Raw genomic sequence first — 25,292 nt, 5'->3', positions numbered from 1 at the left:
TATTTCAGGCCCGGTCCCCGATCCGAAAGTCGGGCGGTGTGAAGACCCGGCGCAGGCGTGCTCCGGGCGCCCTCCGATGCTGCGTGCACGGGCCGTTGACGGAAGGAGAAAACACCCCGGAGAGTGGTAAGCGCCCATGAGTGCGTACGGATCATGCATGAATGGGGCAACTCGGCACGAATCAGGGGGGTCTGATGGAGGCGAGGGGCGACCGCGGGCGCATGTCCCCGACCGATGTGATCCTGGCCTCGATCGCGGCCGTGGGCTGGGCGCTGGTGGGGATGGCGGGGGCCGCCGCGCTCGGGCTCCATCTCCTCGGCGCGGACGCGGCGGGCGGCCTCGGCCCGATGACGGCGGCCGTGGTGGTGCTGGCCGTGGGCGGGTCGGTGACACCGACGGGTGACGTGTCGGCGTACGGGCTGGAGGGGGCCGCGGCGCGGACCGCCGTCGACCTCGCGCCACTCGGCGTCGCCCTGGTGGGGGCGCTGCTCCTGGGGTACTTCTTCCTGCGCTCGCTGCGGGGTGCCGGGCCGCACCTCCCGGGACGGGAGCTCGCCTGCCGGGTGACGGCCCTGGTGACGGTCTTCGTGGCCGCGGTGGGCGGGCTGGCCTGGGCCGGACACGACGTGGTGACGATCGACGGCGGCACCCTGGGGATCGGAGGAGTCCCGGGTACGGGCGGGGACGGGGGGCTGCGTGTGCCGGGCCTCGGGGATCTCGGGGATCTCGGCGGGCTGCTGCCGGACCGGCTCGGGGACCTGGTGGAGGCGAAGGCGTCGGTGGGCTTCTCGGTGGACACCGCGGACTCGCTGGCGGGCGCGGCACTCTGGGCGCTCGGGGTCGTGCTGCTCGCCCTGCTCGCCTCGCGGCGGGCTCCGCTGCCGCCGGGGCGGTTCGGCGACGGTCTGCGGCGGGTGGTGCGGCCGGCGGCCTCGGCGCTGGTGACGGTGGGGCTGGTGGCGGTGGCCGCCGGATACGCGGCGGCGGGGTACGCGGCCGTCGGCGACGACCGTCCCCGCCGGGTGCTGGGCGCCGCGCTGCTCGGGACCCCGAACGGGGTGGGCGTCGGGGTGCCGCTCGGGCTGTTCGTGCCGTGGCGCGGTGGCGCGCGGGGCTCGCTGACGGAGGTGCTGCCCGATCCGCTGGACGCGCTGCTGGGCGGCGGCGCGATGGACCGGCCCGTGACGGTGGCCCGGCTCGCCGAGCTGGACGGCGCGGTGTGGCTGCTCGCGGTGGCCGCGGCCGCGATGATGCTGGGCGCCGGGGTGCTGGCGGCGTCCCGGACCCCGCGTGACGGGCTCGGGCGGGCGGCGTTCGCGGCGCGGTGCGGGCTGCGGCTCGGAGCCGTGACGGCGCCGGCGCTGGCCCTGGTGGTGGTGCTCTCCGGGGTGTCGGCGGACGCCTCGCTGTCCGTTCTGGGCGTCGACGCCTTCGACGCGGGGGTGGAGCTGCACGGCGACGCGGTGGTCGCGCTGTTGCTGGGGGCGCTGTGGGGCGCGGGTACGGGAGCGGTGGGCGGCCTCCTGGTGGGGGCCCGGCGGCGCGCGGGCGCCGGAGCGGCTGGTGCGGACGGGGTGACGGCGCCCGGCGGGCGTACGTATGTCGACCTGGCCTACTTGCCGGGGCCGTACATCCCCTCGAAGCCGTACCGGCCACCGGGCGGGGACACGAACCCCTACGCGGACGGGGGCGGGACCGGCCGGGACGGGCCCGGCGGGTCCGTGGACGGCGGCCGGGACGGGCCCGAGGACGGGAGCGGCGCGGGGGACGGCGGGAGCGGTGCCGGCGGCGCGGGGAGCGGGCTGCACGCGGCCCCGACCGTCGCGGGCCCGCTCCGCGGCCCCGGTCCCGGCGGCCGGGGCCGGCCGCCCCGGCGTGGCCGCGACCTCGGCCCCGTCGTCCCTCCCCCGCCCGCTCCCCCGCCGGACCCGCCGGACCCGCCGGGCCCGCCGGACGCGCCGCCCCCGCCCGGACACCCGCGCCGGCGCGGCTGACCCGCCGGCGGGCAGGGGCGGCGCCGAAGCGGTGCCGGCACGGCGGCGGGGGGCACCGGTGTCCGGCACTCGGGACGGGGGAGCTGGTGGCACCCGGTGCCCGATACGGTGGAAGCACCATGAGCGCATCGCAGACCTCAGACGTTCCCACTCTTCTCGTCAAGATCTTCGGGAAGGACCGTCCCGGGATCACCGCCGGACTCTTCGACACCCTCGCCGCCTACTCCGTCGACGTCGTGGACATCGAGCAGGTCGTGTCCCGCGGCCGCCTCGTCCTGTGCGCGCTCGTCACCGAGCCGACCGTCGCCTCGCAGGGCGAGCTGCGCGCCACCGTGCACAGCTGGGCGGAGTCGCTGAAGCTCCAGGCCGAGATCATCTCCGGCACCGGAGACAACCGTCCGCGTGGCAGCGGCCGTTCGCACGTCACCGTCCTCGGGCACCCGCTGACCGCCGAGTCGACGGCGGCCATAGCGGCGAAGATCACCGGAACCGGCGGCAACATCGACCGCATCTTCCGCCTCGCGAAGTACCCGGTGACCGCCGTCGAGTTCGCCGTCTCGGGCTGCGAGACCGAGCCGCTGCGGACCGCGCTGGCCCCCTCGGCCTCGGAGATCGGCGTCGACGTGGCGGTCGTCTCCGCCGGACTGCACCGCCGCGCCCAGCGGCTCGTGGTCATGGACGTCGACTCGACGCTCATCCAGGACGAGGTCATCGAGCTGTTCGCCGGCCACGCCGGCTGCGAGCGCGAGGTCGCCGAGGTCACCGCGGCGGCGATGCGCGGCGAGCTGGACTTCGAGCAGTCGCTGCACGCCCGCGTGGCGCTGCTGGCCGGGCTCGACGCCTCCGTGGTGGACAAGGTCCGCGACGAGGTACGCCTCACTCCCGGCGCCCGCACCCTGATCCGGACCCTGAAGCGGCTCGGCTACCAGGTCGGTGTCGTCTCCGGCGGCTTCACCCAGGTCACGGACGACCTGCAGGAGAAGCTGGGCCTGGACTTCGCCTCGGCCAACACGCTGGAGATCGTCGACGGCAGGCTCACCGGCCGGGTCACCGGCGAGATCGTGGACCGGGCCGGCAAGGCGCGGCTGCTGCGCCGCTTCGCCACCGAGGCGGGGGTGCCGCTGGCCCAGACGGTGGCGATCGGCGACGGCGCCAACGACCTCGACATGCTGAACACCGCCGGGCTCGGCGTGGCCTTCAACGCCAAGCCGGTCGTGCGCGAGGCCGCGCACACCGCGGTGAACGTCCCCTTCCTCGACGCCGTCCTCTATCTGCTCGGGATCACCCGCGAGGAGGTCGAGGCCGCGGACGGCGGCGAGGACCTGCTGCACTGACGGACGTCGAGAGGCCCGGCCACCGAGAGCGGTGGCCGGGCCTTCTGTCGTGGGTGCGCGGGCGGCTCAGTCGTGCGGGGCCCAGTAGTCGAGCAGCGTGCCCACACCGTGCTCCACCGACTTCCACGAGCCGTTGAAGCCGAGGACGGAGAAGGCCGCCGTGGGGAAGCCGCCGCGGTTCATCCGGGTCTGCGTGTCGCCCTCGGCCGAGCCCGCGAGGGCGTCGGAGAGCGCGTGCATGCCGGGGTTGTGGCCGATCACGAGCAGGTCGGCCACCTCGTCGGAGGTCTCGTTGAGCAGGGCGATGAGCTCGCCGAGCGAGGCCTCGTACAGTCGATCCTCGTACACGGTCCTAGGGCGGTGCGGCAGCTCCTGCACGGCCAGTTTCCAGGTCTCACGCGTCCTGGCGGCGGTCGAGCAGAGGGCCAGATCGAAGGTGATCCCGGTCTCGGCGAGCCTGCGGCCGGCCACGGGCGCGTCCGTGCGGCCTCGCTCGGCGAGCGGACGCTCGTGGTCGGACACCTGGGGCCAGTCGGCCTTGGCATGCCGGAGCAGCACGATCCTGCGGGGTGTATCGACGCTCATGGGTTCCAGCTTCGCATGAAACCGACCGTCGGGCGCAGGGTGTTGAGTCAGTGGGGCAGCGTCTGCCGGATCTGCTCCAGGAGCCGGCCGACCCCCGGGTCACCTGCGGCCGCCTGTGCCCCGCCCGGCGCCGTGACGAGCACGAAGAGGGCGACGAAGGCGGCCACCGGAAGGGCGAGCGCCCACCAGGGCAGCCGGGCGTCCACGCCCCTGGCGGACGGGGCACCGGCGGACGGGGCAGGGGTGTGGGTGTGGGCCGCCATGGCCGCCTCCGTGGGATGGGTGATCCGGTGCGTGTCTCCAACGTACGGAGCACGGGCCGGCGGGCCCATCCGGAGGTCCACCCACTTCACCCTGACACTCGCCCCCTAGGGGTTGCGGGGGCTACCCCCACCCCGGGGCGGCGCGGGTCACCGGGGGGGCGGGCCGCCGGTGTGCCGGGGTCACCGGCTCACGGAGAGGCGATCGTGGCGAGGACGGCGATGACGACCGAGATCCCGAGCATCGCGCCGAGCACGAGCAGGAGCTTCTTCTGGCCGTTCTGAGGATTCGGATCGAGCACTGGCATGGCACCAGTCTCGCATCTCAGCATTCGTCCTCGACCGTCCGGTCCCTGCCGGCGAGGGTTCCGACGATCATCTGGGGCACCATCAGCCCCGCCATCAGCGCGATGGGCAGGCCCCAGCCGCCGCTGTGCTGGTAGAGGACGCCGACCAGGAGCGGTCCGGGGATGGAGATGAGGTAGCCCACGCTCTGCGCGAAGGCCGAGAGCCGGACCACGCCGGCACCGGTGCGCGACCGCATGCCGATCATGGTGAGGGCGAGCGGGAAGGCGCAGTTCGAGACGCCCAGGAGCAGGGCCCAGGCCCAGGCGCCGGCGGCGGGGGCGAAGCAGAGGCCGGTGTAGCCGGCGAGTCCGCAGAGGCCGAGGACGACGGCGATGGGTCCCTGGTTCCGCAGGCGGGTGGCGAGGCGCGGGATGACGAAGGCGAGCGGCACGCCCATCACCATGGTGACGGCGAGGAGCACGCCGGCGGTGCCGGCCGGGACGCCGGCGTCCCGGAAGATCTGCGGCATCCAGCCCATGGTGATGTACGCGCCGGTGGCCTGGAGGCCGAAGAAGCAGCCGAGGGCCCAGGCGGTGCGGCTGCGGGTGATCCGCAGCGGGGCGGCCTGCGGGGACGCGGCCGCGTCCCGGACGGGTCCGGCCGTCCCCCGGGCCCCGCGGTCGCGGACCAGCGGGATCCAGGGCAGCACGGCGAGGGCGGCGAGGACCGCCCAGACGCCGAGCCCGGTGCGCCAACTTCCGCCCATGGCCTCGGTCATGGGCACGGTCGCGGCCGCGGCGAGCGAGGTGCCGAGGGCCAGCGCCATGGAGTAGAGGCCGGTCATGGTGCCGATGCGGTCGGGGAAGTACCGCTTGACGATGACGGGCATGAGGACGTTGCTGACGGCGATGCCCATCAGGGCGAGGGCGCTGGCGGCGAGGAAGCCGACGGTGCCGGAGGCGAAGGGCCGTACGGCGAGGCCCGCGAAGATCGCGGCCATGCCGGCGCAGACGACGGCGGCGGGTCCGAAGCGGCGGGCGAGGCGCGGGGCGGTGATGCCGAAGACCGCGAAGCACAGGGGCGGCACCGAGGTGAGCACGCCGGCCACGCTGCCGCTCATGTGGAGGCCGTCGCGGACCTCCTCGAGGAGGGCGCCCAGGCTCGTGATGGCGGGGCGGAGGTTGAGCGCGGCGAGCACGATCCCGACGACGACGAGCCGGACGACCCAGACGCCGTGGCGGCCCGGTGCGGAAGAATCGGCCGCGAGGGCGCCGGCCGGTGCGGCGGTACGGGCACGGGCGGCCGGCGGGGCGGCGGGGTCGAGGGTCTGCGGCTCGTCAGGCATGGCGCCATCATAGAATCATGGGATGATTGGTTGTCCAATCCGGAACCAACGAGAAAGGTGGACCATGGCGCTCGGCACTCCCCGGCGTTCCGGGCTCTCCGATCAGGTGATCAGCGAGCTGCGGAACCAGATCACCTCCGGCGAGTGGCCGGTCGGCTCACGGATCCCGACGGAGCCGGAGCTGGTCGAGCAGCTGGGCGTGGCCCGCAACACCGTGCGCGAGGCGGTGCGCGCGCTCGCGCACAACGGCCTGCTGGACATCCGGCAGGGCTCGGGCACGTACGTCCTGGCGACGAGCGAGCTGGCGGGCGTGATGCACCGGCGGTTCGCGCACTCCGACCCCCGGCACGTGGCGGAGCTGCGCTCCACCCTGGAGTCCTCGGCCGCGCGGCTCGCGGCGCTGCGGCGGAGCGAGCGGGACCTGAGGCAGCTGGAGACCCTGCTCGAGCGGCGCGAGGAGGCGTGGGAGACCGGCGACGCGGAGCGCTTCGTGACCGCGGACGCGGCCTTCCACCACGCGGTGGTGGCGGCGTCCGGGAACGAGGTGCTGACCGAGGTGTACGCGGACCTGGGCGATCTGCTGCGGGACTGGCTGCGCGACGACGTGGGCCAGGAGCTGCGGCCCGAGCACCACATGGACCACGCGCGGCTGGTGGACGCGATCCGGGCCGGGGACGCGGAGACGGCGGCGGCCGAGGCGGCCGGCTACCCGTTCCTGTGCCTCAGGGGCCCCGAGGCACAGGGGGCGACGAAGCCCTGAGACCCCGGGCCTCAGGAGCCCGGGGCGGACGGGGCGGAGCCCGCCGGCTGGTGGGTGATCCAGGCGGTGCGGACCTCTTTCCAGCAGCGGCCGGTCACCTGGGCGTAGGCGGTCGGGTCGACGTCGACGGGGGCGCTGTCGGTGTCCACGTCCCACCAACGGTCGCATTCGACGTGCAGGCTGACCCGGTCCGTGTCGGGGTAGGGGTTGTGGCAGTAGGCGGTGACGCGGGAGCCCTCGACGACGGTGCGGCAGGAGGCACCGAAGTTCTCGGGCTGTTCGGCGGCGGTGGCCGGGGACGGGACGTCCTCGGCGGGAGCGGGAGCGGCGCGCACCTCGGCGGCGACGGCGATCCCGGCGAAGAGAGCGGCGGTCGAGGCCAGAGCGGCGAACCTGCGGTGGAGCGCACGCATGCCCGTACCTCCTCCCCATCAGTAGCCGGAATGTCACGCTCCGACCAGTCTGGGGTGATTCGCCAGACTTTTCGACTCGGGAGGGTGCCGGTACGGCGGAGGCCGGGCCCCGCCCCTCTCGGGGACGGCCACCCGGCCTTCGCCGTACCGTGCGCGCCGGGGCGCGACCGGTGGGCGCGTACCTACGCGCCGATCGCGTGCAGACCGCCGTCGACGTGGACGATCTCGCCCGTCGTCTTCGGGAACCAGTCGCTCAGGAGGGCCACGACGCCGCGGCCGGCCGGCTCCGGGTCGGCGAGGTTCCACTCCAGCGGGGAACGGCTGTCCCAGACCGCCGCCAGCTCGGAGAAGCCGGGGATGGACTTCGCGGCCATCGAACCGATCGGGCCCGCCGAGATCAGGTTGCAGCGGATGTCGTGCTTGCCCAGGTCACGGGCCATGTAGCGGTTGGTGGCCTCCAGGGCCGCCTTCGCCGGGCCCATCCAGTCGTACTGCGGCCACGCGAACTGCGCGTCGAAGGTCAGGCCGACGACCGAACCGCCCTCCGTCATCAGCGGGAGCAGCGCCATCGTCAGGGACTTCAGCGAGAAGGCCGAGACGTGCATCGCCGTGGCGACGGACTCGAAGGGCGTGTTGAGGAAGTTGCCGCCGAGGGCGTCCTGCGGGGCGAAACCGATCGAGTGCACGACGCCGTCGAGGCGGTCGCCCAGGTGCTCGCGGACCTGGCCCTCCAGGCGGGCGAGGTGCGTGTCGTCGGAGACGTCGAGCTCCAGGACCTTGACCTTCTCGGGCCGGGGCAGCTTCTTGGCGATGCGCTCGGTCAGCGACGGCCGCGGCCAAGCGGTGAGGATGATCTCCGCGCCCTGCTCCTGGGCCAGCTTCGCGGTGTGGAAGGCGATGGAGGACTCCATCAGCACACCCGTGATGAGGATGCGCTTGCCCTCGAGAATTCCGCCAGTGGTAGTCATCGTGCTCAGTGACCCATGCCCAATCCGCCGTCAACCGGGATGACGGCTCCAGTGATGTACGAGGCGTCGTCCGAAGCCAGGAACCGCACCGTGGCGGCGATCTCCTCCGGCTGCGCGTACCGGCCCAGCGGCACCTGGGACACGATGCCCTTGCGCTGCTCCTCGGTGAGCACCTTGGTCATGTCGGTGTCGACAAAACCGGGCGCGACGACGTTGAACGTGATGTTGCGCGAACCGAGCTCGCGGGCGAGGGACCGGGCGAAGCCGACGAGGCCCGCCTTGGAGGCGGCGTAGTTGGCCTGACCGGCCGAGCCGAGGAGGCCGACGACGGAGGAGATCAGGACGACGCGGCCCTTCTTGGCGCGCAGCATGCCGCGGTTGGCGCGCTTGACGACCCGGAAGGTGCCCGTGAGGTTGGTGTCGAGGACGGCGGTGAAGTCCTCCTCGGACATCCGCATGAGCAGCTGGTCCTTGGTGACACCGGCGTTGGCGACCAGCACCTCGACGGGACCGTGCTTCTCCTCGATCTCCTTGTACGCCTGCTCCACCTGCTCGGCGTCGGTGATGTCGCACTTGACGGCGAGGAAGCCGGCCGGCGGCTCACCGGACCGGTAGGTGACGGCGACCTTGTCGCCGGCGTCGACGAACGCCTGGGCGATGGCGAGGCCGATGCCCCGGTTTCCTCCGGTGACGAGAACCGAGCGGCTCAACGGATCACCCTTTCGATAGCGGTCTTGGTTACCGAAAACCTATCGGTCCGGTCCCTCGGCCGGGGAATCGACCCCTGACAGTGGCGTACGGATGTCACTGTCGGGTCCCTACAGAAAGACGTGGGCATCGGGGCCGAAAGCGCGACATGATCGGGGGCGACCGGTCTCACACGACAGGAGACAGCTGTGCCATCTGGCATCCATACCCTCGACGCAGCCTTCACGGCTCTGCCGCTGCGGGCGCTCGCCGACGCGGCGCTCGCACGCGCGCGGGCGCTCGGCTCCGAGCACGCCGACTTCCGCCTGGAGCGGGTCCGCAGCGCTTCCTGGCGGCTCCGGGACGCCAAGCCCTCCGGCTCCTCGGACACCACGGACCTCGGATACGCGGTGCGGGTGGTGCACGGCGGGGCCTGGGGCTTCGCCTCCGGTGTCGACCTGACCATGGACGGCGCCGCCCGGGTCGCCGCGCAGGCGGTCGCCATGGCCAAGCTGTCCGCGAAGGTCATCGCGGCGGCCGGGTCCGACGAGCGGGTGGAGCTCGCCGACGAGCCGGTGCACGCCGACAGGACGTGGATCTCCTCGTACGAGATCAACCCCTTCGACATCCCCGGCGCCGAGAAGAGCGCGCTGCTCGCGGACTGGAGTGCGCGGCTGCTGCGGGCGGAGGGCGTGGCGCACGTGGACGCCTCGCTGATGACCGTCCAGGAGAACAAGTTCTACGCGGACACGGCGGGCACCGTCACCACCCAGCAGCGGGTCCGGCTGCACCCGCAGCTGACCGCCGTCGCCGTCGACGAGACGACCGGTGAGTTCGACTCGATGCGGACGATCGCGCCGCCGGTCGGACGGGGCTGGGAGTACCTGACCGGCACCGGCTGGGACTGGGACGCGGAGCTGGAGCGGATCCCCGGGCTGCTGGCCGAGAAGATGCGGGCGCCGAGCGTGGAGGCGGGGACGTACGACCTGGTCGTCGACCCGTCGAACCTGTGGCTGACGATCCACGAGTCGATCGGCCACGCCACCGAGCTGGACCGGGCCCTGGGCTACGAGGCCGCGTACGCGGGGACCTCGTTCGCCACCTTCGACCAGCTGGGGAAGCTGACCTACGGTTCGTCGATCATGAACGTGACCGGCGACCGCACCGCCGAGCACGGGCTCGCCACCGTCGGGTACGACGACGAGGGCGTCGAGGGCCAGAGCTGGGACCTGGTGAAGGACGGCACGCTGGTCGGCTACCAGCTGGACCGCCGGATCGCGAAGCTCACCGGGCTCGGCCGGTCCAACGGCTGCGCGTTCGCGGACTCGCCCGGCCACGTGCCGGTGCAGCGGATGGCGAACGTCTCCCTGCAGCCCGACCCGGGCGGCCTCTCGACCGAGGATCTGATCGGCGGCGTGGAGCGCGGCATCTACGTGGTCGGCGACCGGTCCTGGTCGATCGACATGCAGCGCTACAACTTCCAGTTCACCGGTCAGCGCTTCTTCCGCATCGAGAACGGCCGGCTCGCCGGGCAGCTGCGCGACGTCGCGTACCAGGCGACGACCACCGACTTCTGGGGCTCGATGGAGCAGGTAGGCGGCCCGCAGACCTACGTCCTGGGGGGCGCGTTCAACTGCGGCAAGGCCCAGCCGGGCCAGGTCGCGGCGGTGTCCCACGGCTGCCCCTCCGCCCTCTTCCGGGGCGTCAACATCCTCAACACGACGCAGGAGGCCGGTCGATGAGCCGCGTCAGCAAGCCGTACGAGATCGTCGAGCGGGCCCTGGAGCTGTCCCGTGCGGACGGGTGCGTCGTCATCGCCGACGAGGAGTCCTCGGCCAACCTGCGCTGGGCCGGCAACGCGCTGACCACGAACGGCGTCACCCGCGGCCGTACCCTCACCGTCATCGCGACCGTCGACGGCGCGCAGGGCACCGCCTCCGGTGTCGTTTCGCGGTCCGCGGTGACCGCCGACGACCTGGAGCCGCTGGTCCGGGCCGCCGAGGAGGCGGCGCGGGCCGCCGGACCGGCCGAGGACGCGCAGCCGCTGGTCGAGGGCATCGACCCCTCCCCCGACTTCACGGACGCCCCCGCCGAGACCTCGTCCGCCGTCTTCACGGACTTCGCGCCGGCGCTCGGCGAGGCCTTCGCCCGCGCCCGGGCCGGCGGGCGGGAGCTGTACGGGTTCGCCCACCACCAGCTGACCTCGACGTACCTCGGCACGTCCACGGGCCTCCGGCTGCGGCACGACCAGCCCACCGGCACCCTGGAGCTGAACGCCAAGTCGCCCGACCGCTCGCGCTCCGCGTGGGCCGGACGTTCCACCCGCGACTTCAAGGACGTCGACCCGGCGGCGCTGGACGCCGACCTGGCCCGGCGGCTGGGCTGGGCGGAGCGGCGGATCGACCTGCCCGCCGGGCGCTACGAGACGCTGCTGCCGCCGACCGCCGTGGCCGACCTGCTGATCTACCAGCTGTGGTCGTCGGCCGCCCGGGACGCGGTGGAGGGCCGGACGGTCTTCTCCAAGCCGGGCGGCGGGACGCGGCTGGGCGAGACGCTCTCCCCCCTGCCGCTGAACCTGCGCAGCGACCCGAACGAGCCGGGCCTGGAGTCCGCCCCGTTCGTCGTCTCCCACTCCTCGGGCGACGACTCGTCGGTCTTCGACAACGGCCTGCCGCTGCCCCCGGTCGACTGGATGCGGGAGGGCAGGCTGGAGCACCTGGTCACCACCCGGCACACCGCGGCGCTCACGCGCCTGCCGGTGGCGCCCGCGGCGGGGAACCTGATCCTGGACGCCGGCGGCGAGCGCTCGCTGGAGGAGATGGTGGCGTCCACGCGGCGCGGCCTGCTGCTGACGTGCCTCTGGTACATCCGCGAGGTCGACCCGGCGACGCTGCTGCTGACCGGGCTGACCCGGGACGGCGTCTACCTCGTCGAGGACGGCGAGGTGGTCGGCGAGGTGAACAACTTCCGGTTCAACGAGTCGCCGGTCGACCTGCTGTCGCGGGCGTCCGAGGCGGGGCGGACCGAGAAGACGCTGCCGCGCGAATGGAGCGACTGGTTCACCAGGGCCGCGATGCCCGCGCTGCGGGTGCCGGACTTCAACATGAGCTCGGTCAGCAAGGGCGTGTGACCCGCCTAGACTGAACAACGGCGTGACGACCATCGATCAAGGAGACCGGACACCGTGACGGACATCGTCGACGAGCTGAAGTGGCGGGGACTCTTCTCCCAGTCCACCGACGAGGACGCCTTGCGCAAGGCTCTCGCGGACGGTCCCGTCACGTTCTATTGCGGCTTCGACCCGACCGCGGCCAGTCTCCACGTCGGTCACCTGGTCCAGGTGCTCACCGTCCGCCGGCTCCAGCAGGCCGGGCACCGGCCGCTGGCGCTGGTCGGCGGGGCCACCGGTCAGATCGGCGACCCGCGCCCGACCGCCGAGCGCACCCTGAACGACCCGGAGACGGTCGCGAACTGGGTGAACCGGCTGCGGACGCAGATCGAGCCGTTCCTCTCCTTCGAGGGGGAGAACGCGGCGGTCATGGTGAACAACCTGGACTGGACCGCGGGCCTGTCGGCGATCGAGTTCCTGCGTGACATCGGCAAGCACTTCCGGGTCAACAAGATGCTGACCAAGGACTCGGTGGCCCGGCGGCTGGAGTCCGAACAGGGCATCAGCTACACGGAGTTCAGCTACCAGCTCCTGCAGGGCATGGACTTCCTGGAGCTGTACCGCCGGCACGGCTGCACGCTCCAGCAGGGCGGTTCCGACCAGTGGGGCAACCTGGTGGCCGGTCTCGACCTGATCCACCGCCTGGAGCCGGGCGCGGAGGTGCACGCGCTGGCGACACCGCTGATGGTCAAGGCGGACGGCACGAAGTTCGGCAAGACCGAGGGCGGGGCCGTCTGGCTCGACCCGGAGATGACCACGCCGTACGCGTTCTACCAGTTCTGGCTGAACGTCGACGACCGGGACATCTCGACGTACATGCGGATCCTCTCCTTCAGGTCCCGCGAGGAGCTGGAGGAGCTGGAGCGGCAGACCGCCGAGCGGCCGCAGGCCCGCGCAGCCCAGCGGGCGCTGGCGGAGGAGCTGACGACGCTGGTGCACGGCGCCGACCAGTGCGCGGCGGTCGTCGACGCCTCGAAGGCGCTGTTCGGCCAGGGCGACCTGACGGAGCTGGACGCGGCCACGCTGGCGGCGGCGCTCACCGAGCTGCCGCACGCCCGGGTGCGGGAGCTCGGCCAGGTCGTGGACCTGTTCACCGAGGTCGGTCTCGCGCCGAGCAAGTCGGCCGCGCGCCGCACGGTGAAGGAGGGCGGGGCCTACGTGAACAACGTGAAGGTCACCGCCGAGGACGCCGCGGTGTCGGCGGACGAGCTGCTGCACGGCCGCTGGCTGGTGCTGCGCCGGGGCAAGAAGAACCTCGCGGCGATCGAGTTCGACGCGGAGGGCTGACCCTCCCGGCCCCGGGTCACCCGGGGCCGGACATGCCGGAGGCCCGGGGTGCGCACGACGCGCGCCCCGGGCCTCCGGCATGTCCGGCGCTGGTCACGCCCGCTGCCTGTCGCCCCTGATCGAGGCCCACAGCATGTCGCCCACGCCGACCACAGCGATCGCGCCGATGAGTTGGAGCAGGTGGCGGGTCCAGTCGATGCCCTTGGTGTCGTTGACCCCGATCCAGGTCGCGACGGCATTGCCGAGAACACTGCCGAGAATTCCGAATACGGTTGTCAGCCACAGCGGGATTTGCTGCTTCCCCGGCAGGATCGCTTTGGCGATCAGACCGAGCACGAATCCCACGATGATTGCCCACAACCAACTCATGGTCGCCTCCTCATGCGGCGCGATCTGCGCATGTGGGCCCAGTCTCGGCTCATCCGCCATACGACGCATGTCGGACGACTCCATACGTGCCCCGGTCTCGTCCGGCTCGGACGTCGGGCGTACCGTGGAGGGAGGTCCGGACCAGGGAGGGTCCGGCGGCGACACCGGGTGGTGGAACGTGATGCGGAAGCAGGGCACGACCGAGGTCTTCCGGATCACCGGAGCCCGGCAGGGTCTCAGTGACGACGTCCGCGGCCGGCAGCGGCGGTACGTGATCTCGATGACGGTGCGGACGCTGTCCGTCATCGCGGCGGCGGTGCTGTGGAACGTCGAGCGGCATGTGGCCGTCGTGGCGCTCGCCCTCGGCCTGCTGCTCCCCTATGTCGCCGTGGTCATCGCGAACGCGGGACGCGAGAACGCCCCGTCCCTCCCCTCCACGTTCGTACCGCCGCCCGTACGCCCGACGCTGGGCGCCGGCGACGACCCGGCAGGGGAGCGCACGGAGGCGCGCACGGAAGCACCTCCGGAAGCACACACGGGGGATTCGTAGAGGTGTCGACCACGGCGTACGCAAGGCCCGGGGCGATCACCAACGGTTTTCAAAAGCTCAAGAAAAGCTCAGATCAATCATGAAGTTCCGGTGCACCACACCCCATTCCCCGTGACATACTTCCTACGCGCTCCGCATCCCCCGTCGGAGCGACGGACCGATGCCGGGCAGCTCCCCCCGTGGCTGCTCGGCATCGCCATTGTTGGACAATGATCCGGTGATCAATCCGGTGAGCGAAGAGTCCCCCATCTGTTCCGCCAAGGGCTGCCGCGCCGACGCGGTCTGGGTCCTCGCCTGGAACAACCCCAAGCTGCACACGCCCGAGCGCCGCAAGACGTGGCTCGCCTGCGAGGAGCACCGCGAGCACCTGTCGCAGTTCCTCGGGGTCCGCGGCTTCCTCAAGGACGTCGTGCCGCTGGCGGACTGGGAGGAGTCAGCCGCCGATCGCTGACATCGGGCGCTCCGGCTGCAGGAAGGCCGGGTCGTCCAGCCCCGAACCGGCCTTCTTGCCCCACATCGCGACCTTCCAGATCCGGGCGATCTCCTCGTCCGGCGCCTCGGAGCGCAGCGCGGCGCGCAGGTCGGTCTCCTCGGTGGCGAACAGGCAGGTGCGCACCTGGCCGTCGGCGGTCAGCCGGGTCCGGTCGCAGGCCCGGCAGAACGGGCGGGTGACGGAGGCGATGACACCGACCGTGTGCGGCCCGCCGTCGACGACCCAGCGCTCGGCGGGTGCCGAGCCGCGCTCCTCGTCGCCCTCGGGGGTGAGGGTGAAGCGGGTGCGCAGCGATTCGAGGATGTCCCCGGCGGTGATCATGCCGTCGCGCTTCCAGCCGTGCTGGGCGTCGAGGGGCATCTGCTCGATGAAGCGGAGCTCGTACGCGTTCTCCACGGCCCAGGCCAGCAGGTCGGGGGCCTCGTCGTCGTTGAGTCCGGGCATCAGGACCGCGTTGACCTTGACGGGGGTGAGGCCGGCGTCGCGGGCGGCGGCCATGCCGTCCAGGACGTCGTGGTGACGGTCGCGGCGGGTCAGGGTCTTGAAGACCTCGGGCCGCAGGGTGTCGAGGGAGACGTTGACCCGGTCCAGGCCGGCGGCCTTCAGGGCGGCGGCCGTCCGCTTGAGTCCGATGCCGTTGGTGGTCAGGGACATCCGGGGGCGGGGCTCCAGGGCCGCGCACCGCTCGACGATGCCCACCAGGCCGGGGCGGAGCAGCGGCTCGCCGCCGGTGAAGCGGACCTCGGTGACGCCGAGCTCGGTGACCGCGATCCGGACCAACCGGACGATCTCGTCGTCGGTCAGCAGATCGGGCTTGGCGAGCCACTGCAGACCTTCTTCCGGCATGCAGTACGTGCACCGGAGGTTGCACCGGTCCGTGAGTGAAACTCGCAGGTCAGTGGCCACTCGGCCGTACGTGTCGATCAGCACTGCGGGCCTCCTCCCCGTCGTCCGGATCCCTCTGCTGCGAGCCTACGCGAGCGGGCCGGGTCCGGGCACGGCCCGATTGTCACGAGGACGCGGGCGGTCCCGTCGTAGAACTCTACGACGGGACCGCGTGGCGACTGCGCGCCGTATACGATTCAGTGCGCTCCGACACCGGTGAGCGACTTGACCTCCAGTTCCGCGTACTTGCCCTTGTCCGGCTCCTCCTTGGAGAGCAGCGAGCCGAGCCAGCCGAGCAGGAAGCCGAGCGGGATCGAGACGAGGCCCGGGTTCTCCAGCGGGAACCAGTAGAAGTCGACGGTCTTGAACATCGAGGTGGGCTTGCCGGAGACGACCGGCGAGAAGAGCACCAGGACGACCGAGGAGACCAGGCCGCCGTAGATCGACCAGAGCGCGCCCTGGGTCGTGAACCTCTTCCAGAACAGGCTGTAGAGGATCGTCGGCAGGTTGGCCGAGGCGGCGACGGCGAAGGCGAGGGCCACCAGGCCGGCGACGTTGAGGTCGCGGGCGAGCGCGCCGAGGGCGATCGAGACGATGCCGATGAGGACGGTCGCCCAGCGGGCCGCGCGGACCTCCTCCTTCTCCGTGGCCTTGCCGCGCCGGATGACGTTGGCGTAGATGTCGTGCGCGAACGAGGACGACGAGGCCAGGGTCAGTCCGGCGACCACGGCGAGGATGGTGGCGAAGGCGACGGCCGAGATCACCGCGAGCAGGATCGCGCCGCCGGTCGAGCCGGCGCCGCCGCCGATCTCCAGCGCCGCGAGCGGTGCGGCCGTGTTGCCGGCCTTGTTGGAGGCGATGATGTCGCTGTTCTTGAGCAGGGCCGCCGCGCCGAAGCCGAGCACGATCGTCATCAGGTAGAAGGCGCCGATGATGCCGATGGCCCAGTTCACGGACTTACGGGCGGCCTTGGCGGTCGGCACCGTGTAGAAGCGGATCAGGATGTGCGGCAGGCCGGCGGTGCCCAGGACGAGGGCGATGCCGAGCGAGATGAAGTCGAGCTTCGAGACACCGGTGGCGCCGTACTTGAGGCCGGGCTCCAGGAACGCCGAGCCCTTGCCGCTGTTGGTGGCGGCGGCGCCGAGCAGGTCCGAGAGGTTGAAGTCGAACTTCAGCAGGATGAGGAAGGTGATCAGGAGCGTGCCGGCGATGAGCAGGACCGCCTTGACCATCTGCACCCAGGTGGTGCCCTTCATGCCGCCGATGGTGACGTACACGATCATGAGCACGCCGACCAGGGCGACGATCGCGATCTTGCCGCCGTCGCTGGTGATGCCGAGCAGCAGCGAGACGAGTACGCCCGCGCCGGCCATCTGCGCCAGCAGGTAGAAGATCGAGACGACGATGGTGGAGGTGCCGGCGGCGGTACGGACGGGGCGCTGGCGCATCCGGTAGGCGAGGACGTCGCCCATGGTGAAGCGGCCGGAGTTGCGCAGCGGCTCGGCGACCAGGAGCAGGGCGACCAGCCAGGCGACCAGGAAGCCGATGGAGTAGAGGAAGCCGTCGTAGCCGAAGAGGGCGATGGCGCCGGCGATGCCGAGGAAGGACGCGGCCGACATGTAGTCGCCGGAGATCGCGAGGCCGTTCTGGAAGCCGGTGAACTGGCGGCCGCCGGCGTAGAAGTCGGCGGCGCTCTTGGTCTGGCGTCCCGCCCACACGGTGATGACGAGCGTGGCGACGACGAAGACGCCGAAGAGGCTGATGATCAGCGTCCGGTGCTCGCTGGTGGCGTTCTCGGCCGCCAGCTGGACGGCCTGGAAGGTGCTGCTCACGCGTCGGCCTCCATACGGGACTTGATGGCCTCGGCCTTCGGGTCGAGGCGCTCGGCCGCGTGCCGCGAGTAGAGCCAGGCGATGAGGAAGGTGGTGAGGAACTGGCCCAGGCCGAGGACGAGGGCGACGTTGATGTTGCCGAAGAGCTTGGTTCCCATGAAGCCGCCCGCGTAGTTGGACAGCAGCACGTAGAGCAGGTACCAGGCGATGAAGCCGACGGTCAGCGGGAAGGCGAAGGAGCGGTAGGTGCGGCGCAGTTCGCCGAATTCCGCGCTCTCCTGCACCTCGACGAAGGCCTCCGTCGTGGGCTGGACGGGGCCGGGGGCGGCTTCCGTGCCGCTCTGGGGCGGCGGCGGTGCTTCGGTGGCCACGGAATCTCCTCGGGACGCGGGGGCGGTGGGCATGGACAAGAGGGCCTCACTGAGGGGTGGGGAAGGGGACTCCGGGCGGAGTCCCACCCCTGCACAACGGCACGGCGGACGAGGCGACGCGGTTCACCGCGGACGTTTTTCTTCTGTGGGATCTCCATCAAGTCGTCTCAACTCATTGAAGGGTCGGCAAGATCAGCGATAGCTTCACTCGTCATGCACCTGACTGCGCGCAACCGGCGTGCGGTCAGTACATACGGATGATGTGGAGAACCCATGGCTCATCTGGGATCGAGACGCGGCCGAGTACTCGCTCTGCCCGCCGGACTCGCGCTCACGGCATCGCTCGGCTTCCTGCCCGCAGGCGCCGCCAACGCGGCGGAGCTGAGCGACGCGCCGTCCGCGTCCGTCGTCTCGACCGACGGCCCGAAGCTGTCGTACGTCGTCAACGTCGAGGGTGGCCGCTGGACGGCCGCTTCGGTGAAGAAGGCGATCGCGGCGGCCGGCGGCACGGTGGTCATCTCCTATGACCAGATAGGCGTGATAGTCGTCCACTCGCAGAACCCCGAGTTCGCGAAGACGATCCGCAAGGCCCGCGGTGTGGTGTCGGCCGGTTCGACGCGCACCGCCCCCCTCTCCGTCCAGTCGGACGACGCCGTCGGCGAGGGCGCCCAGGCGCTGAGCCCCGCCGAGGCCGCCGCGGCGGCGGCGCGGGCCACCGACGAGCAGGACGCGCTGGAGCCCCTGCAGTGGGACCTGCCGGCCATCAAGGCGGACAAGGCCCACCGCAAGACCCTCGGCAGCAGCCGAGTGACCGTCGGCGTCATCGACACCGGCGTCGACGACACCCACCCGGACCTGGCGCCGAACTTCGACACCAAGGCGTCGGCGAACTGCGTGTCCGGCGTCCCGGACACCACCCCCGGCTCGTGGCGCCCCAACCCGGGCGAGAGCGACCACGGCACGCACGTCGCCGGCACCATCGCCGCCGCCAAGAACGGCATCGGCGTCACCGGTGTCGCCCCGGGCGTGAAGGTCTCGGGCATCAAGGTCTCCACCCCGGACGGCTTCTTCTACACGGAGGCCGTGGTCTGCGGCTTCGTGTGGGCGGCCGAGCACGGCGTCGACATCACGAACAACAGCTACTACACCGACCCGTGGATGTTCGCCTGCAAGAACGACGAGGACCAGAAGGCCCTCATCGAGGCGGTCTCCCGCGCGACCCGTTACGCGGAGCACCGCGGCACGGTCAACGTCGCGGCGGCCGGCAACTCGAAGTTCGACCTGGCGGCGGACTCGATCCTGGACAACAGCAGCCCGAACGACACCACTCCGGGCGACCGCGTCATCGACCCGAAGGTCTGCCTCGACTACCCGGCGATGCTGCCGGGCGTGGTCACGGTCTCCGCGACCGGCGCCAAGGGCCTGAAGGCCTCGTACTCCAACTACGGTCTCGGCGTCATCGACGTCTCCGCCCCGGGCGGCGACCGCACCGAGTACCAGACCCCGGACGCCCCGGCGGTCAACGGCCGCATCCTGTCGACCACGGTCAACGGCGGCTACAACTACAAGGCCGGCACCTCGATGGCCTCGCCGCACACGGCGGGCGTGCTCGCGCTCCTGAAGTCGACCCACCCGCACGCGAGCCCGGCGGCGCTCAAGGCCCTGCTGTACGCGCAGGCCGACGACCGCGCCTGCACGAACCCCTACGACATCGAGGGCGACGGCACCGTCGACGCGGTGTGCGAGGGCGGCAAGAGCAAGAACGGCTTCTACGGCGCCGGACTGGTCGACGCCCTGGACGCGGTGCGCAAGTAGTTCACCGAGGGCCCCGGTGTGGTGATCCACACCGGGGCCCTTCGCATGGCACCGGGTGCCATCATGCGTTCATGGACGGATACGTGGACAGCACGGTGCGCGGTGCTACGGAGTCGTTGTGGTCGGCCCTGGGCGGTGACCCCGCCCTGCTCGACCGGGTGTCGTACGGCGGCCCCTCCGGACTTCTGGCCGCCAGACTGCCGGTGATGGACCTGGCGCGCGCGACGGTCGCGGTCGCGGGTCTCGCCGCCGTGGAGCGGGAGGGCGGGGCGGCACGGGTGCGCGTGGACGACGGGGCCGTCGCCACCGCCTTCGTGAGCGAGCGTCATCTCCGGGTCGACGGACGGGCACCGGTCTCCTTCGCGCCGCTGTCCCGCTTCTGGCGCGCCGCGGACGGCTGGGTCCGCACGCACGCCAACTATCCGCACCACCGGGCGGCGCTCCTCACCGCCCTCGGGGTGGACGCGGAGTCGGAGGAGGCCGTGGCGGCGGCGATCGCCGAGCGGTCGGCGGTCGAGGTCGAGACGGCGGTGTACGCCGCCGGGGGCCTGGCCGTGGCCCTGCGCACCCCGCGGGAGTGGGCGGCGCACCCCCAGGGGCGGGAGGTGGCCGCGCGGCCGCTGCTGACGGCCGAGCGTCTGGACGACGCGGCGCCCGGCCGGGACCGGCGGGACGGGCGACCGCCGCGGGTGCTGGACCTGACCCGGGTCATCGCGGGACCGGTGGCCACCCGGACGCTCGCCCTGCTCGGCGCGGACGTGCTGCGGATCGACCCGCCGCACCGCCCCGAGCTGCCGGACCAGCACACGGACACCGACATCGGGAAGCGGACGGCGGCGCTCGACCTGGCGCGCCCGTCGGACCGCCGCACCCTGGACGAACTCCTCGACTCCGCGGACGTCCTGGTCACCGGCTACCGGCCGGGCGCGCTGGAGCGCTTCGGTCTGCACCGCCCGGGTCTCGTCGTCGCCCGGCTCTCGGCGTGGGGCGACTACGGCCCCTGGGGCGAGCGGCGCGGCTTCGACAGCCTCGTCCAGGTGGCGAGCGGGATCGCGGTCACGGAGGGGTCGCCGGAGCGGCCGGGCGCCCTGCCGGCGCAGGCCCTGGACCACGGATCGGGCTATCTGCTGGCGGCGGCGGTGCTCCGCTCGCTGACCGAGCAGGACCGGGAGGGCGGCACCCGCCTCGTGCGGCTGGCGCTGGCGCAGACGGGCCACTGGCTGTCGACCGCGCTCCCCCGCTACGAGCCGGAGCGCCACCTCACCGAACGGGACAGCCCGCTGGGGCGGCTGCGGTACGCGCTGTCCCCGGTGACGTACGACGGGGGCCCGGCGGACTGGTCGCGTCCGCCGGGCATCGCGGGGGCCGACGCACCGGAGTGGCTCGGGGCCTGATCCGGTGCCGCCGGGGCGGCTTCGCGGCCCGTGCCGCGACGGCGCCGGTGGCCGCGGCCACGGCTACGGCTTGACGAGGACCTTGAGGGCCGTGCGCTCGTCCATCGCCTTGTAGCCGCCGGGGACGCCGTCGAGGCCGACGGTCAGGTCGAAGACCGGGGACGGGTCGATCGTGCCGTCGAGGACGTCGGGGAGCAGCTCCGGGATGTACGCGCGGACCGGGGCGACTCCGCCGCGCAGCGCGATGTTCCGGTCGAACATGACGGACAGGTCCAGGCCGGTGCCGCTCCCGTGCGGGACGCCGACGTAGCCGACGGAACCGCCGTCGCGGGCGATCGCCACGGCGGTGCGCATCGACTGCTCGGTGCCGACCGCCTCGATGACGGCGTGGGCGCCCTGTCCGCCGGTGAGCTCGCGGACGGCGGCCTCGGCGGCCTCGCCGCGCTCGGCGACGACGTCCGTGGCGCCGAAGGTGCGGGCGATGTCGGTGCGGGCGGTGTGGCGGCCGAGCGCGATGATGCGCTCGGCGCCGAGGCGCTTGGCGGCGAGCACGCCGCACAGGCCGACCGCGCCGTCACCGACGACCGCGACGGTCGAGCCGGGCTTCACACCGGCGCCGAGGGCGGCGTGGTGGCCGGTGCCGAGGACGTCGGAGAGCGCGAGGAGGGCGGTCAGCAGCCGGTCGTCGGAGGCGGCCTCGGCGGGGAGGCGGACGAGCGTGCCGTCGGCGAAGGGGACGCGGACCGCCTCGCCCTGACCGCCGTCGGAGCCCACGGAGCCCCAGAACCCGCCCTGCGGGCAGGAGGTCTGCAGGCCCTCGGCGCAGTACGCGCAGCTGCCGTCGGACCAGACGAAGGGGGCCACGACCAGGTCGCCGGGCGCGAAGCCGGTGACGTCCGCGCCGGCCTCCTCCACGATGCCGAGGAACTCGTGGCCGATCCGCTGGCCGGGCTGCCGGGCGGACTCGCCCCGGTAGGCCCACAGGTCGCTGCCGCAGATGCAGGCGCGCAGCACCCGCAGGACGACGTCCGTGGAGTCCCTGATCACCGGGTCGGGCACCTCCTCCACTCGCATGTCGAACGGAGCGTGAATGGTGGTGGCGCGCATGGGGGGCGGTCCTCGCTGTCAGACGGTCGTACGACGTTCACCGTACTCCGCTCGCGCCGGGCCCGCCGCCGGCGGGCCCGGGGGCACGGCGGGCGGGGGCCGGACCGCATGATCGGACGTCCCCCACTACACCCCCGCCGCCCCCAGCAGGGAGCCCGCCGCGTACGTCACCGCCATCGCGAGCGCTCCTCCTCCCATGTTCCGCAGCACCGCGCGGCCCGCCGGGGCCGCGCCGAGGCGGGCGCTCCACCAGCCGGCGAGGGCGAGTGCGGCCAGGACCGAGAGGACGGTGACCCAGAGCCGGAGCGCGGCCGGGGGAAGGACGATCGCCAGCAGCGGGAGCAGGGCGCCGACGGTGAAGGCGAGGAAGCTGGCGCCGGCCGCGTGCCAGGGGTTGGTGAGCTGGTCGGGGTCGATGCCCAGCTCCACGCGTGCGTGGGCGCGCAGGGCGTCGCGGGCGGTGAGCTGCTCGGCGGCCTCGCGGGCGACCTCCGGGGAGAGGCCGCGGTCGGACAGCATCCCGGTCAGCTCGTCGAGTTCCGCCTCGGGCTGCTCCCGCAGTTCGCGCTTCTCCTGGGCCAGGGCCGCCCGTTCCGAATCGCGCTGGGTGGAGACCGAGACGTACTCCCCCGCCGCCATCGACATCGATCCGGCCAGCAGGCCGGCGAGTCCGGCGGTCAGGAGCGCGGACCGGGAGGCCGTCGCGCCGGCGACGCCCACGACGAGGCCCGCGGTGGAGACGACTCCGTCGTTGGCTCCGAGCACGGCGGCCCGGAGCCAGTTGAGTCGGGTGCCGAGGCCGCCGCCGTGGGCTTCGTCGTGGTCGGTCTCACGGGTCTCGTCGGTCACACCGGGGAGTATTCCCGCGGTTTCTCACCATACGCGGACCGACCCGCCCGGGGCGAAGGCGGGACTGGTGGCGCCCGCCGGGATCTCCGCGAGGGGCTCGGCGATCTCGGCCACCGTCGGTCCGTGGAGCGCGGCCAGCGGTTCCAGCACGGCCGGGTCGAAGCCGTAGACCCGGGCCGCGTTGCCGCCCACCATCGCCGCGACCTCCTCGCGCGGCAGCCCGGCGTAGGCGATCCGGAGCCCTTCGCGGGAGTACGGCGTGGTGCCCTCGTCGTGCGGGTAGTCGCTCCCCCACATGATCTTGTCGAGGCCGATCCTGTCGCGCAGCGGGACCTCGTGGGGGCGCATGAAGCTGGCGCCCACGAAGCAGTTGTCGCGCCAGACCTCGCTGGGGCCCTTGCCCATGGACGCGGCCAGCCCCGCGCCGAACCTGGACTCGGCGGTCACGGCCCGGGAGGCCGCGGCCACCAGACGGGCGTGGTAGTAGTCCAGCATCTCGACGACCCCGGGGATCCAGCCCGAGCCCTGCTCGGTCAGGACGAGCCGGAGCTCCGGGTGCCGGCGGAACGCGCCGCCGAACACCAGGTGCCACAGGGCCCGGTGCGAGAACCAGGTCGTCTCGACCATGAACACCGCGCGCGCCGCCGGCTCGTCGCCGAGCGGCGGCGAGGCCGAGCCGCCGTGGTGGTTGACGGGCACGTCGAGTTCCGCGCAGACGGCCCAGATCGGGTCGTACGCCGACGAGTAGAGCTCCGGGATCCCGCTGCCGGGCGGGGTGCCGGGCAGCAGGATGCCGCCGGTGAGGCCCGCCTCCTTGGCGCGGCGGATCTCCCGCACGGCCTCGTCGACGTCGTTGAGGAGGATCTGCGCCACCCCCGCCCGGCGGCCCGGCGCGTCCGCGCAGAAGTCGGCGAGCCAGCGGTTGTGGGCCCGCAGGCCCGCCCAGCGCTGCTCGTACTCCTGCCGGGTCGGCGCCGGGGCCATCAGCGAGGCGGAGGGGAAGAACGGCGGGATGGTGTTGGGGAAGACGACCTCCGCGACGATGCCGTCGGCCTCCAGCTCGCGCAGCCGGCGCGCGGAGTTCCAGTTGCGGTCGGCGGTGTCGGCCAGCAGGTCCTCGTACGGGTTGACGTAGCCGGCCGCCCAGGCGTCGAAGTCGTCGTGGTACCGCTTCTCCAGGTAGGGCCGGTAGTCGAGCAGGTCGGCGCCGGCGTGGCAGTCGGCCGAGATGACGGTGTACCGGTCCTCGCTCACGGCGTCACCCCCAGCGCGGGGAAGTCGTGGTCCGTCAGCCAGTGACGGCCGACCTCGCGGGAACGGGCCCAGGAGTCCTCCACCGCCGTCTGGTCGGCCGGCTGCCCGAGTTCGGCCGGGGTGGGCCCGATCCGGCGGGCGATCGGTTCCAGTCGCGCGACGTCGAAGCCGAAGACCTCGGCCGCGGCCAGGCCCAGCATCCGCCGGGTCTCGGTCACCGGGATGTCGTGGAAGGTCTGCCGGAGCCACGCGCGGGTGGCCGGCCAGGTCCCCTCCGGGTGCGGGAAGTCGGAGCCCCACAGGATGTTGTCGACGCCGATCTCGTACCGCTGGGCCAGTTCGCGCCGCTTGGTGTTGGTGGCGCAGACGAAGACCTGGCGGTCCAGGTACTCGCTCGGGGGGCGCCGCAGCTCGGCGAACGGGGACAGCTTCTTGCCGCCGTGGGCGCCCAGGTAGAGCCGGTCCATGAACCACAGCAGGTTCGGCAGCCACCAGCAGCCGGACTCGGCGACGCCGAACCGGAGCCCGGGGTGCCGCTCGAAGACCCCGGACCAGAGCAGGAACCAGAGCGGCCTGGCGGGCCACCAGGTGACCTCGCTGACGTAGATGCCGAGGTGGTCGCCGTACTCCTCGCGGGGCGCCGCGCCGGAGTGGGTGACCAGCGGCATCCCGGTCTCGGCCGCCGCCGCCCACACCGGGTCGTAACGCCGGTCGTGGTAGGGCTCCTTGTCCACCCACATCGAGGGGATCATGAGCGCGCCGAGCCCCGACTCCTTGGCGCGGTATATCTCGGCGACGACCTTGCCGGTGTCGGCGGTCACCGGCAGCAGCGCCACCCCGCAGTGGCGTTCGGGATTCTGCCCGACGAACTCGGCCAGCCAGCGGTTGTGCGCCTGCGCGCCCGCCATGCCGAGCTCCGGGTCCTGGTCGCCGGAGAGGCCGAGGCCGACGCCGAAGGGGGCGGCCGTCCCGCTGTCCACGGCGTCCGCGTCGGGGAAGACGACCTCGGCCGCGACGCCGTCGCCGTCGAGTTCCTTGAGCCGCTGGGCGGCGTCCCAGCCGCCGCGCAGCCCTTCCTCGTTGTCGCTGAACCACTTGTTCGCGAAGGTCTCGTTGCGCACGCCGAGCCGGGTCATGGCCTCGCGTCGGGCGTCCCGGCCGGCGAGGAAGCCGTCGAAGGCGCGGTGGAACCGGGAGTCGAGGTAGGGCCGGTACCGCTCGGTCGGCAGCCCGGCGTGACAGTCGGAGGAGATGATCAGATAAGGATCCTCATAGCTCATGGC

General features: G+C 72.6%; 25 protein-coding genes. 10 read left to right on the top strand and 15 right to left on the bottom strand.

The genetic code is table 11. The annotated features are described in order from the left end of the window. Nucleotides 1-221: 221 nt before the first annotated feature. Both ACE1OA_RS27105 and serB read left to right on the top strand, forming a co-directional pair. Entirely contained in the window at nucleotides 222-1,994 is a 1,773-nt protein-coding gene (locus ACE1OA_RS27105) for a streptophobe family protein (RefSeq protein WP_432753515.1), read from the top strand. A gap of 119 nt (nucleotides 1,995-2,113) precedes the next feature. Next, on the top strand, nucleotides 2,114-3,328 hold the full coding sequence (gene serB, locus ACE1OA_RS27100; RefSeq protein WP_356605508.1) for a phosphoserine phosphatase SerB: 1,215 nt from the start codon (nucleotides 2,114-2,116) through the stop codon (nucleotides 3,326-3,328). A 66-nt stretch (nucleotides 3,329-3,394) separates the two neighbouring features. On the opposite strand, the gene ACE1OA_RS27095 is transcribed toward serB, so the two are convergent. The 4 genes from ACE1OA_RS27095 to ACE1OA_RS27080 all read right to left on the bottom strand — a co-directional run bounded on the left by ACE1OA_RS27095 (nucleotide 3,395) and on the right by ACE1OA_RS27080 (nucleotide 5,806). After that, entirely contained in the window at nucleotides 3,395-3,913 is a 519-nt protein-coding gene (locus ACE1OA_RS27095; RefSeq protein WP_384871719.1) for a SixA phosphatase family protein, read from the bottom strand. A 47-nt stretch (nucleotides 3,914-3,960) separates the two neighbouring features. Then, complete coding sequence (locus tag ACE1OA_RS27090; RefSeq protein ID WP_384871716.1) at nucleotides 3,961-4,176, bottom strand: hypothetical protein; 216 nt, start codon at nucleotides 4,174-4,176, stop codon at nucleotides 3,961-3,963. A 188-nt stretch (nucleotides 4,177-4,364) separates the two neighbouring features. Next, a complete protein-coding gene (locus tag ACE1OA_RS27085) occupies nucleotides 4,365-4,481 on the bottom strand; it encodes an SGM_5486 family transporter-associated protein (RefSeq protein ID WP_356605514.1) in 117 nt (38 codons plus the stop codon). A gap of 17 nt (nucleotides 4,482-4,498) precedes the next feature. Next, complete coding sequence (locus ACE1OA_RS27080; protein ID WP_432753514.1) at nucleotides 4,499-5,806, bottom strand: CynX/NimT family MFS transporter; 1,308 nt, start codon at nucleotides 5,804-5,806, stop codon at nucleotides 4,499-4,501. Between the two features lie 64 nt (nucleotides 5,807-5,870). Between ACE1OA_RS27080 and ACE1OA_RS27075 the strand changes: the two genes are divergently transcribed. Next, on the top strand, nucleotides 5,871-6,566 hold the full coding sequence (locus ACE1OA_RS27075; protein WP_356605518.1) for a FadR/GntR family transcriptional regulator: 696 nt from the start codon (nucleotides 5,871-5,873) through the stop codon (nucleotides 6,564-6,566). Between the two features lie 11 nt (nucleotides 6,567-6,577). On the opposite strand, the gene ACE1OA_RS27070 is transcribed toward ACE1OA_RS27075, so the two are convergent. From ACE1OA_RS27070 to fabG, 3 genes are all read right to left on the bottom strand, one after another. Beyond that, the gene (locus ACE1OA_RS27070) at nucleotides 6,578-6,979 is read right to left on the bottom strand and encodes a hypothetical protein (RefSeq protein WP_384871712.1); all 402 of its coding nucleotides are present in this window, start codon (nucleotides 6,977-6,979) and stop codon (nucleotides 6,578-6,580) included. Nucleotides 6,980-7,161: 182 nt separating this feature from the next. Then, nucleotides 7,162-7,947: an enoyl-ACP reductase FabI gene (gene fabI / locus ACE1OA_RS27065; RefSeq protein WP_356605521.1), complete on the bottom strand. Its 786-nt coding sequence runs from the start codon at nucleotides 7,945-7,947 to the stop codon at nucleotides 7,162-7,164. Between the two features lie 5 nt (nucleotides 7,948-7,952). Then, nucleotides 7,953-8,657, bottom strand: a complete 705-nt coding sequence (gene fabG / locus ACE1OA_RS27060) for a 3-oxoacyl-[acyl-carrier-protein] reductase (protein ID WP_147977387.1) — start codon at nucleotides 8,655-8,657, stop codon at nucleotides 7,953-7,955. A 198-nt stretch (nucleotides 8,658-8,855) separates the two neighbouring features. Here fabG and ACE1OA_RS27055 point away from each other — a divergent pair, with 198 nt between their 5' ends. From ACE1OA_RS27055 to tyrS, 3 genes are read left to right on the top strand one after another with little or no spacing between them, the layout of a single operon-like run. Continuing rightward, entirely contained in the window at nucleotides 8,856-10,376 is a 1,521-nt protein-coding gene (locus ACE1OA_RS27055; RefSeq protein WP_356605700.1) for a TldD/PmbA family protein, read from the top strand. Further along, complete coding sequence (locus tag ACE1OA_RS27050; RefSeq protein ID WP_356605522.1) at nucleotides 10,373-11,764, top strand: metallopeptidase TldD-related protein; 1,392 nt, start codon at nucleotides 10,373-10,375, stop codon at nucleotides 11,762-11,764. The genes ACE1OA_RS27055 and ACE1OA_RS27050 overlap by 4 nt, the downstream gene beginning before the upstream one ends. Before the next feature lie 54 nt (nucleotides 11,765-11,818). Further along, a complete protein-coding gene (tyrS, locus tag ACE1OA_RS27045) occupies nucleotides 11,819-13,090 on the top strand; it encodes a tyrosine--tRNA ligase (RefSeq protein ID WP_356605524.1) in 1,272 nt (423 codons plus the stop codon). Nucleotides 13,091-13,183: 93 nt separating this feature from the next. Here tyrS and ACE1OA_RS27040 read toward each other — a convergent pair whose 3' ends face one another. Continuing rightward, a complete protein-coding gene (locus tag ACE1OA_RS27040) occupies nucleotides 13,184-13,459 on the bottom strand; it encodes a GlsB/YeaQ/YmgE family stress response membrane protein (RefSeq protein ID WP_356605526.1) in 276 nt (91 codons plus the stop codon). Nucleotides 13,460-13,640: 181 nt separating this feature from the next. On the opposite strand from ACE1OA_RS27040, the gene ACE1OA_RS27035 reads away from it, so the two are divergent. Further along, a complete protein-coding gene (locus ACE1OA_RS27035) occupies nucleotides 13,641-14,009 on the top strand; it encodes a DUF3099 domain-containing protein (protein ID WP_356605528.1) in 369 nt (122 codons plus the stop codon). A gap of 217 nt (nucleotides 14,010-14,226) precedes the next feature. Next, nucleotides 14,227-14,460 (top strand): hypothetical protein, encoded by a 234-nt coding sequence (locus ACE1OA_RS27030; RefSeq protein ID WP_261992079.1) that lies wholly within the window; start codon nucleotides 14,227-14,229, stop codon nucleotides 14,458-14,460. Here the strand turns inward: ACE1OA_RS27030 and moaA are convergent. The 3 genes from moaA to ACE1OA_RS27015 all read right to left on the bottom strand — a co-directional run bounded on the left by moaA (nucleotide 14,443) and on the right by ACE1OA_RS27015 (nucleotide 17,590). After that, on the bottom strand, nucleotides 14,443-15,432 hold the full coding sequence (gene moaA, locus ACE1OA_RS27025) for a GTP 3',8-cyclase MoaA (protein WP_356605531.1): 990 nt from the start codon (nucleotides 15,430-15,432) through the stop codon (nucleotides 14,443-14,445). The genes ACE1OA_RS27030 and moaA overlap by 18 nt on opposite strands. Before the next feature lie 152 nt (nucleotides 15,433-15,584). Beyond that, nucleotides 15,585-17,219: a solute symporter family protein gene (locus tag ACE1OA_RS27020; protein WP_356605533.1), complete on the bottom strand. Its 1,635-nt coding sequence runs from the start codon at nucleotides 17,217-17,219 to the stop codon at nucleotides 15,585-15,587. Continuing rightward, the gene (locus tag ACE1OA_RS27015) at nucleotides 17,216-17,590 is read right to left on the bottom strand and encodes a DUF485 domain-containing protein (RefSeq protein WP_356605535.1); all 375 of its coding nucleotides are present in this window, start codon (nucleotides 17,588-17,590) and stop codon (nucleotides 17,216-17,218) included. Before ACE1OA_RS27015 ends, ACE1OA_RS27020 begins: the two co-directional genes overlap by 4 nt. A 273-nt stretch (nucleotides 17,591-17,863) precedes the next feature. On the opposite strand from ACE1OA_RS27015, the gene ACE1OA_RS27010 reads away from it, so the two are divergent. Further along, a complete protein-coding gene (locus ACE1OA_RS27010) occupies nucleotides 17,864-19,405 on the top strand; it encodes a S8 family peptidase (protein ID WP_356605537.1) in 1,542 nt (513 codons plus the stop codon). Between the two features lie 71 nt (nucleotides 19,406-19,476). Continuing rightward, nucleotides 19,477-20,799 (top strand): CoA transferase, encoded by a 1,323-nt coding sequence (locus ACE1OA_RS27005; RefSeq protein ID WP_432753513.1) that lies wholly within the window; start codon nucleotides 19,477-19,479, stop codon nucleotides 20,797-20,799. A gap of 63 nt (nucleotides 20,800-20,862) precedes the next feature. Here the strand turns inward: ACE1OA_RS27005 and ACE1OA_RS27000 are convergent, their stop codons facing one another. From ACE1OA_RS27000 to ACE1OA_RS26985, 4 genes are all read right to left on the bottom strand, one after another. Further along, nucleotides 20,863-21,906, bottom strand: coding sequence for a zinc-dependent alcohol dehydrogenase family protein (locus ACE1OA_RS27000; RefSeq protein ID WP_356605541.1), 1,044 nt, complete (start codon nucleotides 21,904-21,906; stop codon nucleotides 20,863-20,865). Nucleotides 21,907-22,032: 126 nt separating this feature from the next. Then, nucleotides 22,033-22,755 (bottom strand): VIT1/CCC1 transporter family protein, encoded by a 723-nt coding sequence (locus tag ACE1OA_RS26995; RefSeq protein ID WP_356605543.1) that lies wholly within the window; start codon nucleotides 22,753-22,755, stop codon nucleotides 22,033-22,035. Between the two features lie 24 nt (nucleotides 22,756-22,779). Continuing rightward, on the bottom strand, nucleotides 22,780-24,009 hold the full coding sequence (locus ACE1OA_RS26990) for an amidohydrolase family protein (protein WP_356778940.1): 1,230 nt from the start codon (nucleotides 24,007-24,009) through the stop codon (nucleotides 22,780-22,782). Beyond that, nucleotides 24,006-25,289, bottom strand: a complete 1,284-nt coding sequence (locus ACE1OA_RS26985; RefSeq protein WP_356605547.1) for an amidohydrolase family protein — start codon at nucleotides 25,287-25,289, stop codon at nucleotides 24,006-24,008. Before ACE1OA_RS26985 ends, ACE1OA_RS26990 begins: the two co-directional genes overlap by 4 nt. Between the last annotated feature and the right edge of the window lie 3 nt (nucleotides 25,290-25,292).

It is taken from the genome of Streptomyces sp. JL2001 (genome assembly GCF_050917515.1).
Taxonomy (GTDB): domain Bacteria; phylum Actinomycetota; class Actinomycetes; order Streptomycetales; family Streptomycetaceae; genus Streptomyces.
Note: the sequence above shows the minus strand (reverse complement) of the source record. Positions and strands in the feature narration are given on the sequence as shown.

Excerpts from the sequence above, each read along its gene's own strand:
- ACE1OA_RS27095 (WP_384871719.1), bottom strand. The coding sequence starts at position 3,913 with ATGAGCGTCGATACACCCCGCAGGATCGTGCTGCTCCGGCATGCCAAG.
- ACE1OA_RS27010 (WP_356605537.1), top strand. The coding sequence starts at position 17,864 with ATGGCTCATCTGGGATCGAGACGCGGCCGAGTACTCGCTCTGCCCGCC.
- ACE1OA_RS26985 (WP_356605547.1), bottom strand. The coding sequence starts at position 25,289 with ATGAGCTATGAGGATCCTTATCTGATCATCTCCTCCGACTGTCACGCC.
- ACE1OA_RS27005 (WP_432753513.1), top strand. The coding sequence starts at position 19,477 with ATGGACGGATACGTGGACAGCACGGTGCGCGGTGCTACGGAGTCGTTG.
- ACE1OA_RS27040 (WP_356605526.1), bottom strand. The coding sequence starts at position 13,459 with ATGAGTTGGTTGTGGGCAATCATCGTGGGATTCGTGCTCGGTCTGATC.
- ACE1OA_RS27075 (WP_356605518.1), top strand. The coding sequence starts at position 5,871 with ATGGCGCTCGGCACTCCCCGGCGTTCCGGGCTCTCCGATCAGGTGATC.
- ACE1OA_RS27085 (WP_356605514.1), bottom strand. The coding sequence starts at position 4,481 with ATGCCAGTGCTCGATCCGAATCCTCAGAACGGCCAGAAGAAGCTCCTG.
- ACE1OA_RS27105 (WP_432753515.1), top strand. The coding sequence starts at position 222 with ATGTCCCCGACCGATGTGATCCTGGCCTCGATCGCGGCCGTGGGCTGG.
- ACE1OA_RS27050 (WP_356605522.1), top strand. The coding sequence starts at position 10,373 with ATGAGCCGCGTCAGCAAGCCGTACGAGATCGTCGAGCGGGCCCTGGAG.
- fabI (WP_356605521.1), bottom strand. The coding sequence starts at position 7,947 with ATGACTACCACTGGCGGAATTCTCGAGGGCAAGCGCATCCTCATCACG.
- ACE1OA_RS27080 (WP_432753514.1), bottom strand. The coding sequence starts at position 5,806 with ATGCCTGACGAGCCGCAGACCCTCGACCCCGCCGCCCCGCCGGCCGCC.
- ACE1OA_RS27000 (WP_356605541.1), bottom strand. The coding sequence starts at position 21,906 with ATGCGCGCCACCACCATTCACGCTCCGTTCGACATGCGAGTGGAGGAG.
- ACE1OA_RS27035 (WP_356605528.1), top strand. The coding sequence starts at position 13,641 with ATGCGGAAGCAGGGCACGACCGAGGTCTTCCGGATCACCGGAGCCCGG.
- ACE1OA_RS27090 (WP_384871716.1), bottom strand. The coding sequence starts at position 4,176 with ATGGCGGCCCACACCCACACCCCTGCCCCGTCCGCCGGTGCCCCGTCC.
- ACE1OA_RS27070 (WP_384871712.1), bottom strand. The coding sequence starts at position 6,979 with ATGCGTGCGCTCCACCGCAGGTTCGCCGCTCTGGCCTCGACCGCCGCT.
- serB (WP_356605508.1), top strand. The coding sequence starts at position 2,114 with ATGAGCGCATCGCAGACCTCAGACGTTCCCACTCTTCTCGTCAAGATC.